This is a genomic window from Brevundimonas sp. AAP58, from assembly GCF_001295975.1.
Taxonomy (GTDB): domain Bacteria; phylum Pseudomonadota; class Alphaproteobacteria; order Caulobacterales; family Caulobacteraceae; genus Brevundimonas.
On record NZ_LJHU01000075.1, the window covers coordinates 13,225 to 25,888 of the forward strand.

At 65.6% G+C, this 12,664-nt stretch carries 11 protein-coding genes; 6 read left to right on the top strand and 5 right to left on the bottom strand.

Annotated features, from left to right (window positions below; all coding sequences use genetic code 11):
- Positions 1 to 1,092 precede the first annotated feature (1,092 nt).
- The 4 genes from IP78_RS10440 to IP78_RS10455 all read left to right on the top strand — a co-directional run bounded on the left by IP78_RS10440 (position 1,093) and on the right by IP78_RS10455 (position 4,210).
- Positions 1,093 to 1,653, top strand: coding sequence for a hypothetical protein (locus tag IP78_RS10440; RefSeq protein ID WP_156320370.1), 561 nt, complete (start codon positions 1,093 to 1,095; stop codon positions 1,651 to 1,653).
- Positions 1,650 to 2,327 (top strand): hypothetical protein, encoded by a 678-nt coding sequence (locus tag IP78_RS10445; protein WP_156320371.1) that lies wholly within the window; start codon positions 1,650 to 1,652, stop codon positions 2,325 to 2,327. Before IP78_RS10440 ends, IP78_RS10445 begins: the two co-directional genes overlap by 4 nt.
- Positions 2,328 to 2,930: 603 nt before the next feature.
- Positions 2,931 to 3,563: a hypothetical protein gene (locus tag IP78_RS10450; RefSeq protein WP_054111623.1), complete on the top strand. Its 633-nt coding sequence runs from the start codon at positions 2,931 to 2,933 to the stop codon at positions 3,561 to 3,563.
- The gene (locus IP78_RS10455; RefSeq protein ID WP_156320372.1) at positions 3,560 to 4,210 is read left to right on the top strand and encodes a hypothetical protein; all 651 of its coding nucleotides are present in this window, start codon (positions 3,560 to 3,562) and stop codon (positions 4,208 to 4,210) included. The genes IP78_RS10450 and IP78_RS10455 overlap by 4 nt, the downstream gene beginning before the upstream one ends.
- A 3-nt stretch (positions 4,211 to 4,213) precedes the next feature.
- Here the strand turns inward: IP78_RS10455 and IP78_RS10460 are convergent, their stop codons facing one another.
- From IP78_RS10460 to IP78_RS15670, 5 genes are all read right to left on the bottom strand, one after another.
- Positions 4,214 to 4,717 (bottom strand): helix-turn-helix domain-containing protein, encoded by a 504-nt coding sequence (locus IP78_RS10460; RefSeq protein WP_054111625.1) that lies wholly within the window; start codon positions 4,715 to 4,717, stop codon positions 4,214 to 4,216.
- 287 nt (positions 4,718 to 5,004) lie between these two features.
- Positions 5,005 to 5,289, bottom strand: a complete 285-nt coding sequence (locus tag IP78_RS10465) for a DUF1153 domain-containing protein (RefSeq protein WP_054111626.1) — start codon at positions 5,287 to 5,289, stop codon at positions 5,005 to 5,007.
- 172 nt (positions 5,290 to 5,461) lie between these two features.
- A complete protein-coding gene (locus IP78_RS10470; RefSeq protein ID WP_054111627.1) occupies positions 5,462 to 6,901 on the bottom strand; it encodes a flagellar hook protein FlgE in 1,440 nt (479 codons plus the stop codon).
- A gap of 13 nt (positions 6,902 to 6,914) precedes the next feature.
- Positions 6,915 to 7,664: a flagellar hook assembly protein FlgD gene (locus IP78_RS10475; RefSeq protein ID WP_054111628.1), complete on the bottom strand. Its 750-nt coding sequence runs from the start codon at positions 7,662 to 7,664 to the stop codon at positions 6,915 to 6,917.
- Between the two features lie 4 nt (positions 7,665 to 7,668).
- Positions 7,669 to 9,207: a flagellar hook-length control protein FliK gene (locus IP78_RS15670; RefSeq protein ID WP_231680985.1), complete on the bottom strand. Its 1,539-nt coding sequence runs from the start codon at positions 9,205 to 9,207 to the stop codon at positions 7,669 to 7,671.
- Positions 9,208 to 9,578: 371 nt separating this feature from the next.
- On the opposite strand from IP78_RS15670, the gene flgK reads away from it, so the two are divergent.
- The gene (flgK, locus tag IP78_RS10485) at positions 9,579 to 11,702 is read left to right on the top strand and encodes a flagellar hook-associated protein FlgK (protein WP_054111629.1); all 2,124 of its coding nucleotides are present in this window, start codon (positions 9,579 to 9,581) and stop codon (positions 11,700 to 11,702) included.
- Positions 11,699 to 12,628: a flagellin gene (locus IP78_RS10490; protein WP_054111630.1), complete on the top strand. Its 930-nt coding sequence runs from the start codon at positions 11,699 to 11,701 to the stop codon at positions 12,626 to 12,628. The genes flgK and IP78_RS10490 overlap by 4 nt, the downstream gene beginning before the upstream one ends.
- Positions 12,629 to 12,664 lie beyond the last annotated feature (36 nt).

Consider the following 12,664-nt stretch of genomic DNA (forward strand, 5'->3'; position numbering starts at 1 on the left):
AGCCTCCTAGGCGTGGTGGACGCATCACTTCGTCTTTATGCCGGAGGTGACGACGGGCACGGTGCGAAGGTGATGACTGGCGCGACTTGGATAACTGTACCGGATCAGGGTCGCACCCACTATCGCATGTGCTGGGTCTCTGCCCCGGGCGACCCAGAGGTCGCCGATCGGCGGCTCCGCGATACCTTGAGCATCGACAGTTTCCGTGTGGTTCGAGGCATCCGCCTCTTCGCATGGATACCCCGGCCGGGAGACGTCAATGAACCGGTGTCCCGACGCGAATACTTCCGCTCCGGGCAGCGTCTCGCACGGGATCAGGGACTTCGCATGGTGACGATCCGGGACCATGAGGGCCAAGTGTTCCTTGGCTATGCCAGCCCACGGGACGAAGCCACCTATCTTGGCTTCGACTGGTCCGGGCCGGAGCCGGTGCCCCGCCCGTGAGGGAAACTGAAGTTGCGAACGGCTTTGCTTCATCTCAAGGTGCGGGAGGACATCGTCATCCCCCTGATCCAGCGCCACGCCGATGCCTTCGCGTCCTGAGGCGGCACCCGGGCGATCACATATGCGCGACCAGCGCGTCGGAGCGTTAACTCCAGATTGTCAGCGGGCGGTCATTTCGCAGTACGGGACCGCCCTGATCTAAAAGCGAATTCCCGACCGTAATGCTGTCTTGTCACCTGTCCCGCAGGGTGAACGCCCGACACGCCGCTCTATTGACATGCCCCCCCCATTGCGAGCGAGGGTTGTGGGCGGGCTTTTCCGCGAGGAGGGTTGGACATGAAATGGCTAAAGGTGACGGCTGCGGCGATGATGTCTCTGGGCCTCGTTTCGATGGCACCCCAGGCGTCCTGCGCAGCGAACGGTGCTTGCCAAGGCTGCTACAATTGATGTCTGCAGACTTACGGCGACGACCTGTATCTCTTTACGCAATGCTTGGACCATTGCGTGGATGAGAATGGTATTCCCTGCCAAAGCGATGCTGGGGGCTGATCGGGCTATTCGGACCGATATCACCACATGATCAGTGACTTACTCATCGCTACACTGCTGGGCACTGGCACGCTACAGCCAAGGGAATCTGAGCCTCCCTTGGCTGTCTTGGCCGACCGCTACTGCATCGGCCCTGACGGCGATCATCGCGCGACGTGGCAGTACGCCACCGAGGACGGATTTTCTCCCCTCAATCCTGACGAGTTCGTCGGCCTGCGCCTTCCCGGTTTCACCTCCCGATTGCGCGCTTTCAGGAAGCTTGAAGCGGACAGGGAGCTGAGAGTCCTGACTTCGGCCGGCTATATCGGCGGGGCCGGTCAAGGCAGAACATACTACCGGTACTGCTGGGTTTCTTCGACCCAGGAGGACGTTCAAAATGTCGATCGTGACCTCGAAGCGTTGACTGGCACCGCGAGCTTCAGGGTCGAGGGTCGAACACGCCTCTTCGCGTGGATTCCCAGACCGGGAGGCGAAGTCGAGCGGGTGTCCAGACGCCTCTACATGCTGTCGGGATGGGTTCTCGCTCGGGAACAAGGACTGAGACAGGTCACGATCCGTCCCTACGACGCGGGTGTCTTTGTTGGGTATGCAAGTCCACGCACCGAGGAAACATATGAGGGCGCAGACTGGTCCGGGCCCGAGCCGGTGCCGCGACCGTGAACCTCGGCGCACAGGGCTTTGTCGTCGCATTGTTATGCTGCCTCTGTCTGTTGGCGACGACCCCAACACCGGCGCTCCCGCAGACTTCTGGCTCTTTCAACGGCAGCGATCTGGTCGGACTGGCCGACCGTTACTGCATCGGCCCCGACGGCGACCATCGCGCGACGTGGCAGTACATCGCCGAGGACGGCTTCACTCCGCTGACGGCCGAGGACTTTCCGAACCTGCATCTGCCCGGGTCGTTCGAGCGACACATCCGGGCCTTTCGCAAGTTCGAAGGCTCACGCGAGTTGCGCGTGATCACGGCGGCCAACCGGATGCGCGCGCCCGGTCAGGGGATTACCTATTTGCGATGGTGCTGGGTCTCGTCATCGGTCGACGACGTTCGTCGGGTCGACGGCGACATGCGGGAGCTGGTGGGCGTCAGAAGTTTCCGGGTGGAGGGTCCCACGCGCCTGTTCGCGTGGATTCCGCGTCCGGACGGATCGAACGAAGCCATCTCGCGGCGCGTCTTCATGAGAGAGGGCTGGACCCTCGCGCGTGAACAAGGCTTGCGCCAGCTGACGCTGACATCTCATGAGGGCGGCGTCTTTGTCGGCTACGCCAGCCCGCGCACCGAGGAGACCTGGGAGGGCTTCGACTGGTCCGGCCCCGAGCCCGTGCCGAGGCCGTGACCGGGGGGAGAACCGGCAGCGCAGACGAGCGCGGCGATTCATCGCCACAGCGATGGGCTCGCCCCCGGTCGTCATCCCCCTGATCCAGCGCCATGCCGACGCTTTCGCGCGCTGAGGCGGACATCGGGCGATCACATCTGCGCGACCTGCTCGTGGACGCATTAACTCCAGATTGTCAGCCGGCGGTCATTTCGCAGTGCGGGACCGATCTGATCCGACAGCGATTTCCCGACCACAATGCCGGTCTGTCCCTGGTCTCGCCGGGTGAATGCCCGTCGCGCCGCTCCATTGACAAGCCCCCCCCCCTTTCGAGCGAGGGTTGCGCGCGGGCTTTTCCGCAAGGAGGATTGGACATGAAATGGCTGAAGGTGACGGCTGCGGCGATGATGTCTCTGGGCCTCGTTTCGATGGCACCCCAAGCGTCCTGCGCTTCGAGTGGCGCTTGTCAAGTATGTTACAACAGTTGTCTGCAAAACTACGGTGACGACTTGTATCTCTTTACACAATGCTACAGCCATTGCGTCGATGAATACGGAACTCCCTGTCAGGATGATACGCCTTAACTGAGCTAAGTGTATCTATTGGGAGCAGGGCGGATCAGGAATGCTGCTTCGAATCGCTTTAGTCTGGTCCGCCTTGTTCGTTGGGGTTCAGGAGGCTCCAACCGCCGGTGATGAAGCAACCGAGCTTCTCGAACGATACTGCCTCGCGTGGGATGGTGATCACCGGGCGACGTGGCAGCGCCTTGAGGAAGACGGCTTCGAGCGGATTGAGCGGGATCGACCCGGCGAGTCGCTGTTCGGCGTGCTGGACGCGACACTTCGCATCTATGCCCCCAATGGCGCGGACCACGACACCAGGGTGATGACGGGCGCGACCTGGATCACCTCACCGGATCAGGGACGGGCTCACTATCGCATGTGCTGGGTCTCCGCCCCCGGCGACGCTGAGGCTGCGGATCGGCGACTCCGCAATACCTTGAACATCGCCAGTTTCCGTGTGGTCCGAGGCACCCGCCTCTTCGCATGGATACCCCGGCCCGGAGACGTCAATGAACCGGTGTCCCGACGCGAATACTTCCGCTCCGGGCAGCGTCTCGCACGGGAACAGGGACTTCGCATGGTGACGATCCGGGACCACGAGGGCCAGGTGTTCCTCGGCTATGCCAGCCCACGGGACGAAGCGACCTATCTCGGCTTCGACTGGTCCGGGCCGGAGCCGATGCCGAGACCATGACCAACGAAGCCGGTCAGAAGCAAACAAGACGGCGGCCCGTCACGGCAGCAGCTATCGGTTCGACACTCATCGCCTTGTCTGCCGTTTCAGCTGCAGCCGCGCGCTCGGAAATAGGCGCGGGCGACTTCTACGCCATGGCCGACCGCTACTGCATCCGACCCGATGGCGATCATCCGCTGACCTGGGCATTGGCCGAAAGCGATGGCTGGGTCGTGCTTGATCCATCGCAGTTCGAGGGATTAAGCCTGCCCGGCGCGCGCCAGCTCCGAGGTTATGAGACGGTGCGAGATGGGGTTCGGCTTCGCATCTTGACCGCAAACAACCGTTTCCGCGGTTGGAACGCTGGGATCACCTATTTCAATCTGTGCTGGGTGAGCGCGGAGCCCTTCGACCGGCAGGAACTGGACGAGGAGATACGATCCCAACTCGCCATCCCGGGATTCCGACAGGAAGGCGCGCGGGTCTACGCTTGGGTGCCTCTGCCAAACGGCGGTCGCCGTATTGTTGGGTCGAGAGAGTTTCAACGTCGCTTCCATGCAATCGCAAGGGAAGACGGCATGCGAATGCTCCTGTCCAATGATCGCCAGGGCATGGTCGCCGCAACCTACATGAAGGCCACGGAGGACTGTGAAGGGTGGTGCTACTGACCCTCAGGCGGCCTCTTCGGACACGGGTTCCTTGGGCAGGACCTCGCCGACGGTCGGGCGGTTGGCGTGGAAATGGATCTCGGTGTCGCGCCGCTTCACGATCTCGCCGCAGCAAGAGCAGGCGACGCGGGGCTTGAGCTCGTGGCCGCAGGTGGTGTGGGTGAAGGTCACGCCGGAATCGACCTCGCCGTACAGGTGCTGGGAGCCCCAGCCGTGCATGACGATCAGGACGTCGGACAAGGCCCGGCCCTTGGCGGTCAGGACGTACTCGTTCCGTGGCGGCCGCTCGGAATAGAGCTGCGGTTCCAGGATGCCGTGCTGGACCAGGGATTTCAGCCGGGCGGCGAGAACGTTGCGGGCCACGCCCAGACGTTCCTGCCATTGCTCGAAGCGCTTCACGCCCTGAAAGGCGTCGCGGATGACCAGCAGGGTCCAGGGGTCGCCAATCACTTCCAGCGTGGCGGCGATCGAGCAGCTCTGGCGAGAATAGTCGGCGGTGCGTCCCATCAGGCGTAATCCGGAAAAGTGTGGGGCGGTTTTCCGTTGAGATTACGCCTCACTAGGAAGGCGAAGGTGACCCTGCGTCAGCGGTTTGGCAAGAGGGTTGCCAAAAACGACGCGGTGAGTCAGTCTTTATTGGCAACGAACACCGCGTCCTGCTTGCGGCGTTTCCTGCATTCCCTCGACTGGCGGGCGGAGACAGAGGTCTTCGCCCGTCTTTTTGCGGGACGCCAGAAACGGAAACGGCCGCCACCGTCACCGGGAGCGGCCGCCTGTTTCGTTCGGGGGAAACCTTAGCTGCGGTAGTTTTGGATCCGCGTGGTGCGCAGGCCCTGCATGCCCCATTTGTCGATCGCCTTCTGCCAGGCCAGGAACTCTTCGGCCGTCAGGCGATAGCGGGTCAGGGCCTCGTCCAGGGTGATCAGGCCGCCGCGCACGGCGGCGACCACCTCGGCCTTGCGCCGAATGACCCAGCGGTCCGTGTTGGGCGGCGGCAGATCGCGCATGGTCAGGGGCGTGCCCGTCGGACCGACCACGTACTGTTCGCCGTCCTTGTTGACGCGACGCTCTTGCAACATGGGCTTATGCCTCATTCACCACCACCAATGAGCGTGAATGTAGCCCGTGCCCGCTAAGGCCGAGTTTAGCGGCGTGGTGAACCAAGGGATAACAACCCCGGCGGGCTCCAACGTCCGTTTCACTGATCTTTGAGTAAGGGTTCATTCAGTCTAACGAGCCGTTACCTGAAGATCAGCGTTTGATGCTGATCAGTTCGGCCAGCATTTCATCGGCCGTGGTGATGATCTTGGACGAGGCGGAATAGGCCCGCTGGGTGGTGATCAGGCCCGTGAACTCGGCCGACAGGTCGACGGTCGAGGCCTCCAGCTGGCTGGCCCCGATCAGGCCCGCGCCGCCAGTGCCGGGGGCTTTCAGGTTATAGGTGCCGGACCCCTGGCTGACACGGTAGGCGTTGCCGTTGGCGGTCGTCAGGCTGTCGGCGCTGGTGAAGGTGGCCAGGGCCACCTGGGCGATGCGGCGCGTCACGCCGTTGTCGAAGATGGCGGTGACATAGCCCTCGTCGTCGATCTCGATGTTCGACAGATTGCCGAAAGCGGTGCCGTTGGTGACTACAGCCTGGACGATGGAGTCGGAATCGTACTGCGTCAGGCCCCCGGCCGAGGCGGTCAGGTCGAAGCTGACGGTCTGGTCGTCGATGCCGAGCGCCGTGGTCCACTTGGGCGCGGTCGCGCTGGGCGCCACGGCCGAGTCCGAAGCGTTCAGGGTGACGACCGCCGTCGCGGGATCGGCGAACAGCATGGAGCCGGGTGTCGCGGTTTCGGCGGCTACCATTCCATCGACGTCCAGACGACCATCCTGAGTGAAGAGGACCAGGCCCGACCTCAGGATGCCGTTGGCCGGGACGGAACCATTATCGATATCAGTCGCGGGAATGACGTGGACCTCGGCTCGCCATTCATTGGGGTTCGCGGTCTTGAGGAAGGAGTAGGCCAGGGTGCGCTGGCCACCCTTGGAATCCGACACCGGAACCGTGATCCGGAAGTCCGGCTTGAAGCCCGTGCCCGTCTCCGCGTCATAGGTCGCCATATTGTTCGTCGCGACGTTGTAGGTGGCGATGTCGGGCGAGACCGGCTGGCTGGATTGCAGGTTGGCGTTCAGCTGGGCGCGCGTGGTGGCCTGGGCCGTGCCGCCGACCGAGCCTACGTTGATGGAGCGCAGCCTGTTGAGGTCGGACGGATCCGTCTCGATCAACCCCTCAGCGTCGACCGGCCACCCTTGCAGATACAGGCCGGCAGTGTTCTTCAGATAGCCGAAGCTGTCGACCCGGAAGGCCCCCGCGCGGGTGAACAGGCGGGCGTCGCCAGCGTCCAGGTTCTCGGCCTTCTCAGTCACGACGAAGAAGCCCTGCCCCGCGATGCCGAGATCGGTCGAGGTGTTGGTGCGCTGCAGCTGGCCGCCCTGGCTGATGAAGTGGCGCTGGTTGGCCAGAACGCCGCCGGCGGAATAACCGGTCCCCGCGCTCTGGGAGTTGACCACGGTCGAGAACTCGGCGGCGGTGCGCTTGTAGCCGACCGTGTTCACGTTGGCGATGTTCTGGGAGATGGCGGCCAGCGCGGCGGAGTTGGCCGTCAGGCCCGAGACGCCGGCGAGAAGGGCGGAGTTGATGCTCATGGCTTGGGGCTCCTTACGAAAGCAACTTCATGGGATTGAGGGCCGAGGCGATGGAGGCCATCAGGCCTTCGTCCTCGGAGGCGTCGGGTGTCGTCGCGGCGTTCGAGACCGCTTCCTCCACGCCGATCACGGCGTTGAGCGGCACGATCGACGCGCCAATCGTCAGGTAGGGTTGGCCGTCGTAGAGCTCGACGCCGGTGACGCGACCGCGGGTCAGGACCTGGGAGTCCACATCGGCCGTGCCGTTCTTGGCCACGACCTTCAAGGTGTAGACGCCGCCGTCCGACAGCTGTCCGCCGGCGGAGGTCTTGCCGTCCCAGACGAAGTCGTGGGTCCCTTCGGTGCGACCGGACGCCGGCCCGGTCCAGACAACCTTGCCCGTGGAATCCAGCACCTGAAGCTCGACCGACGAGGCCGAGGCGGCGAGTTCGTAGGACCAGTTCGCCTCTCCGTTCTCCAGTCGGGTCGCGGACCAGGCGGCCGTGGCGTCCTTGCCGATGTAGGAGGTCGCGCCTGACAGGCCGCCGCCCTGCTGGGCCGCGAGCAGACTGGTCAAGAGGTCATTGGTCAGCAGCTGCTGCTCGACCCCGGTCATCTGGGTCAGCTGGGCCGTGAACTCGTTGGAATCGAGGGGCGACAGGGGATCCTGATTCTTCAGCTGGGCGGTCAGCAGGCTGAGGAAGGTCTCGAAGTTGGAGACGAGGCTGGTGCGGCTGGCGTTTGTGCGACTGGCCGCTTCGGTTGTGGTGATCGCATCGACCATGAGGTCAGACCTTCACATCGACGCCGGCGGGCGTCAGGCTGAGGGAAACCCAGGCGGGCACCTGGAGCGAAAGATCGGCCTCGGCGTTCAAGCGCGAGGCGGCCCCGAAGGCACGGGCGTTCCTGGGATCGCTCTCACGATCGAAAGCGCCACCCTGACCGGCCGAGGGGTCGCGCTCGGAGAAGGACAGGGCATCATCAGCAACGGTGAAGCCCGCCTCGATCAGCTGACGACGCAACTCGTCGGCCCGGGCGCGCAACTCGGTGGCGGCGACGGGGTTGTCGAAGGCGAGCGTGGCGTGCAGGGCCCCGCCAGCGTCGATGTCGAGGCTGACATCGACACGTCCGAGGTGGTCGGGCGTCAGGGCCATCTCGAAGCGGGTCGAGCGGCTTTCCAGCTTCCTGACGATCTGAGCGGCGATCTGGGCCGTCGTCTCGACGGCGGCGCGCGACAGGGTGGACAGGAGCGGAGTGGAGGCGGCATCCGTCGCGCGCGCCTCGGGGGCGGTCGGTGCGGCGGACAGGGGCGCGGCGAGCGCATCGTCGACCAAAGCGAGCGGCAGCACCGCCGCAGGGATCTCGATCGGCGACCTGGCGATGGATGATCCGGACCCACTGGGCGTGGTCGCCGTCGCCGACGCGGCGTCAGCCGAGACCTTGATTTCGGCGCGAGCACCCTCGGTTTCGGCGGAGCCAACGCTTTGCGCCGACGGCCGGGCCAGCGCGCGGTCGATGACGTCGCGGACGCGGGTCGTCCCAGGGGGCGTAGTCATTGCGGTGGCGGACGCAAGGGCTTCGCCCGCACCTTCGGCCTCAGTGCCGTCGGCGGCGGGGAGAGTTTCAGCGGTCGAGGCAGCGGTGGAAGGCTCGATGGGCTTGGCCGGACGCAGCGGCGTGATCACGGCGGAGCGGATGTTGGCGACCTCTCGGGCGCGGTCCGAGGCGACCGGCGTCACGGGTTTCGTCTGTTCCGCAGCGGCGGGGTCGGGCTTGGGCAGAGCCTCGTCGGCCGGTCCAGCGTCGACGGCGGCCGAAGGGGTCTCGGCAGACTTTCCGCGCGGGGTGGTCTCGGTCGAGCGGGACGGCTGAGCCGCCTGAGCCAGTAACTGATCAGCCGCTTCGGTCGCGTCAGAGGGCGCGGGAGCAGGGTTCGCGTCGTCAAGCGGAGCCGGCTCGGCACCAAGGGGCGGCGAGACGGCGGGCACCACAGGAGAGGCGGCCGTTTCCGAGGCCACGCCGTTCTCTGGGAGGAACGTGATCGGGACGGCCGGCGGGGGAGGAAGGACCACTGCGAGAGCCGGGAGGGGCGTCGCGGTGTCGTTCGCTGGCAGGCCGGGTTTGGACGCAGACGTCGGCTCTCCGGCGGGCTGCGGGACGGTTTCCGCCTTTGCCTTTGGAGCGGGCTCGGGGGCGGTCTCGGCCGGAACAGCCTCGTCCAGGGCGGCGCCGAAGCCGTCGGCGTCGGCGGACGCGCGCGCATCGACCTTCGCGCCCTTCACGGGGGCGGACGGGGCGACGACGGACAGGAGGACGGCGGCGGACATGAAGCGCAGGCGGCTTTGGTCTGGAGGAGCGTGGCGCCTGCTGCGCCGGAACATTCGGTTCGCCCGTCGCAAAGGGCGGGCCAGACTGCGAAGCCTCGCTCATCCCGCGGGAATATAACAACTTTTCTGATCCTATGATCGCGTAGGTCTAGACCTGCCGCCGACCATTCTTGCCGTGCGGCCGACGCTTTTTGCCCGGCTTGGCCAACGGTCCAAACCTTGGCCCGCGGCTTGCGCGCCTTGACAGGCATGAAACGATCGTCGGTTCATTTCCTGAATGAAATCAGCGGTGTCGTATCCGGCCCCTCGTGCGCGGCTGGGCAAACTTCGCAAGGCTGCGGGCAGGGCTTGCCGGGTGGAGGGTTAATCCGATGAGCCTGAGCACCATCCTGAACATCGCCAACTCGGGCCTGCAAACCGCCCAGACCCAGCTGCGGGTGGTCTCGGACAACGTCTCCAACGTCAACACGCCCGGGTACGTCCGCAAGATCGCCGACCAGCAGTCGCTGTCGACCCAGGGCGTCGGCACGGGCGTCGAGATCGCGCGCATCCGCCTGGCGACCGACCGCTTCCTGCAGGCCGCCAGCCTGTCGGCCGGGGCCGAGGCCAGCCGCCAGGGCGTGCGCTATGAGCTCTATGACCGCATCCAGTCGCTGTTCGGCGATCCGGGTGGAGATACAGGTTTCTTCTCCCAGATCGACGACATCTTCTCAGCCTTCGCCGTCGCGGCCGAGGATCCTACGTCGGCACCGCGTCGACAGGATGCCCTTTTCAAGGCCCAGAGCGTCTTCGACGAGGCGACCCGTATCTCCGGCCAGATCCAGGCCGTGCGCGAGGACGCCGATGGCCGCATCCAGAGCGCAATCGAAAAAGCCAACAGTCTGCTGCAGCAGATCGAGACCCTGAACCTCGACATCGCCCGGGCTGTGGTGCTGGACGGCGACGCCTCGGGTGCACAGACCCAGCAGGCGCGACTGGTCAGCGAGCTGTCCTCCATCCTCGATGTCCAGGTGACACAGCGATCGGTCGGCGGGGTCTCGATCCGCACCAGCGCGGGCGTGCTACTGGCCGGAAACGGCGCGGCGACGCTGGAATACAACCGCGCGGGCACCGTCAACGCCGAGACCGCCTTCAACGAAATCTGGGTCACCGAGCCCGGCGCGACCAAGCGGCCGCTGGCCGAGGGGCTGAAATCCGGCGAGATCAAGGGCTTGCTGGAGTTGCGCGACGTCGACGCGCCACAAACGGCGGAGCGGCTGGCCGAACTAGTCACCCGCATCGCCGACGAGCTGAACCGCGCGCACAACGCCAACTCCTCGGTGCCCGCACCGACGACCCTGACCGGCAAGAATGTGGGCCAAGCGCTGGAGACGGCGCTGACGGGCTTCACCGGCGGAACGACCATCGCCGTGGTCAACCCGACGACGGGGGCGATCACGACGCGGGCGGACATCGTCTTCTCGGGCGGAACGCTCACGATCAATGGCGCGGCCTCCACGCCCGCCAACTTCCTGACCGACCTGAACGCGGCGCTGGGGGGAGCGGCGACGGCGAGCTTCACCGGCGGGCGGCTGTCGATCACGGCGGCGGGCGGCAACGGCGTGGCGGTGGCGGATGACCCGGCCAACCCGAGCGCCAAGGCCGGGCGCGGCTTCTCGCACTATTTCGGCCTGAACGACCTGATCTCCAGCGACCGCCCGGCGCTCTATGACATGGGCCTGACGGCGGCATCGGCGCACGGCTTCACGGCGGGCGAGACCCTGACGTTCCGCTTCACCGACGCCGACGGCGCGCGGCTGCGCGACATCCAGGTGGCGATCCCGGCAGGGGGTACCGTCGGGGACCTGGTCACGGCCCTGAACAGCCCCACGACCGGGGTTGGCCGCTACGGCGCCTATGCCCTCGATGCGACGACCGGCGAGCTGAAGTTCACGGGTATTGGCGATCCGGCACCCCGTCTGACCGTGCTGGCGGACACGACCACGCAGGTTCCCTCGGGTGTTTCGGCGACCGAGCTGTTCGGCCTCGGCGGCGGCGTTCGCGCGTCGCGCGCCGACGGCTTCAAGGTGCGGACCGACATCCAGCAGAGCCCGTCCAGGCTGGCGCTGGCCCAGCTGAACCTGTCGGCGGCTCCAGGCACGACGTCGCTGTCGACTGGCGACGGTCGAGGTGCGCTGATCCTGGCGGATGCCGGTCAGGTGACGGCCAGGTTCTCGGCCGCCGGCGATAGCCCGGGCGGCAATCTGTCGGTGTCGCGCTATGCGTCCGAGTTGTCCGGCGAGATCGGCGGAAGGGCCCAGTCGGCGAAGACCCGTCGCGACAGCGCCGTCGCCCTGTCCACCGAGGCCAACGCCCGCCAGTCGAACTACGAGGGTGTCAATCTGGATGAGGAATTGGTGCTGATGACCACCTATCAGCAGGCCTTCAACGCATCGGCCCGGCTGATCCAGGCGGCCAGCGAAATGTACGACACGCTTCTGGGGATGGTCCGATGAGCCGCGTTTCGACCACGGGAAACTATCAGTCGGCCCTGCTGGACCTAATGGCCTCGCAACAGCGTCAGGCCGAGGCGTCTCAGCGCGTATCGACCCAGAAGGTCGCCACCGACATGACGGGCTTCGGCCGCGGTGCCGAGACCCTGACGGCGCTCAAGAGTGCGGTCAGCCGGGTGCAGGGCTTTCTCGACACAGGCGAGGTCGTGGCCGCTCGACTGGGTGCTCAGGATCTGGCGCTCAACCAGATGATCGACGGTATCGGCGGGGCCCGCGAGGCGGTGGGCAACGTCCTGTCGTCGGACTCAGCCGGAACCCTGATGCTGGAGCTGGAAGGCTACTTCATGTCGGTGTCGAATGGGCTGAACGCCCGGCACCAGGGTGGATACCTGTTCGCCGGCGCCGACACGGCCAATCCGCCGGTGTCTGTAGGAACTTTGAGCGATCTGGCGGCCGCCGCCAGCGTCGCCTCGGTATTCGGCAACGACACCATCAAGCCAGTGTCGCGCGTGGCGGAGAATACGTCGGTCGAGACCGGCTATCTGGCCAATGAGCTGGGCACGGACATTTTCCAGGTTTTCCGCGACATCAAGGAGTACCACGACAACCCGGCGACCGGCCCCCTGACGGGCAAGCCGACCGAGGCGCAGAAGACCTTCCTGACCGCGCAGCTGTCGCGGCTGGACGCGGCAAGGAACGCGACCGTCGACGTCGCGTCAAGGAACGGCTCGCTGCAGAAGCGCATCGACCAGATGGCGGTCAGCCATACCGCCCAGATCACTTCGCTGAACGAACTTGTGTCGGATCGGACCGATGCGGACCTGGCGCAAGCCGTGACGGACCTGCAGCTGGCTCAGGTGGCGGTCCAGGCCTCGGCCCAGGTGGTCAGCCAGCTGAGGGACGTGACGCTGCTGAACTATCTGCGCTAATCGCTGCGACACGCCGCCCCTAGCCACGGTTCTTAA

Coding starts and splice junctions, on each gene's coding strand:
- IP78_RS10450 (WP_054111623.1), top strand. CDS start 2,931: ATGCTGCTTCGAATCGCTTTAGTCTGGTCCGCCTTGTTCGTTGGGGTT.
- IP78_RS10455 (WP_156320372.1), top strand. CDS start 3,560: ATGACCAACGAAGCCGGTCAGAAGCAAACAAGACGGCGGCCCGTCACG.
- IP78_RS10460 (WP_054111625.1), bottom strand. CDS start 4,717: ATGGGACGCACCGCCGACTATTCTCGCCAGAGCTGCTCGATCGCCGCC.
- IP78_RS10465 (WP_054111626.1), bottom strand. CDS start 5,289: ATGTTGCAAGAGCGTCGCGTCAACAAGGACGGCGAACAGTACGTGGTC.
- IP78_RS10470 (WP_054111627.1), bottom strand. CDS start 6,901: ATGAGCATCAACTCCGCCCTTCTCGCCGGCGTCTCGGGCCTGACGGCC.
- IP78_RS10475 (WP_054111628.1), bottom strand. CDS start 7,664: ATGGTCGATGCGATCACCACAACCGAAGCGGCCAGTCGCACAAACGCC.
- IP78_RS15670 (WP_231680985.1), bottom strand. CDS start 9,207: ATGTCCGCCGCCGTCCTCCTGTCCGTCGTCGCCCCGTCCGCCCCCGTG.
- flgK (WP_054111629.1), top strand. CDS start 9,579: ATGAGCCTGAGCACCATCCTGAACATCGCCAACTCGGGCCTGCAAACC.
- IP78_RS10490 (WP_054111630.1), top strand. CDS start 11,699: ATGAGCCGCGTTTCGACCACGGGAAACTATCAGTCGGCCCTGCTGGAC.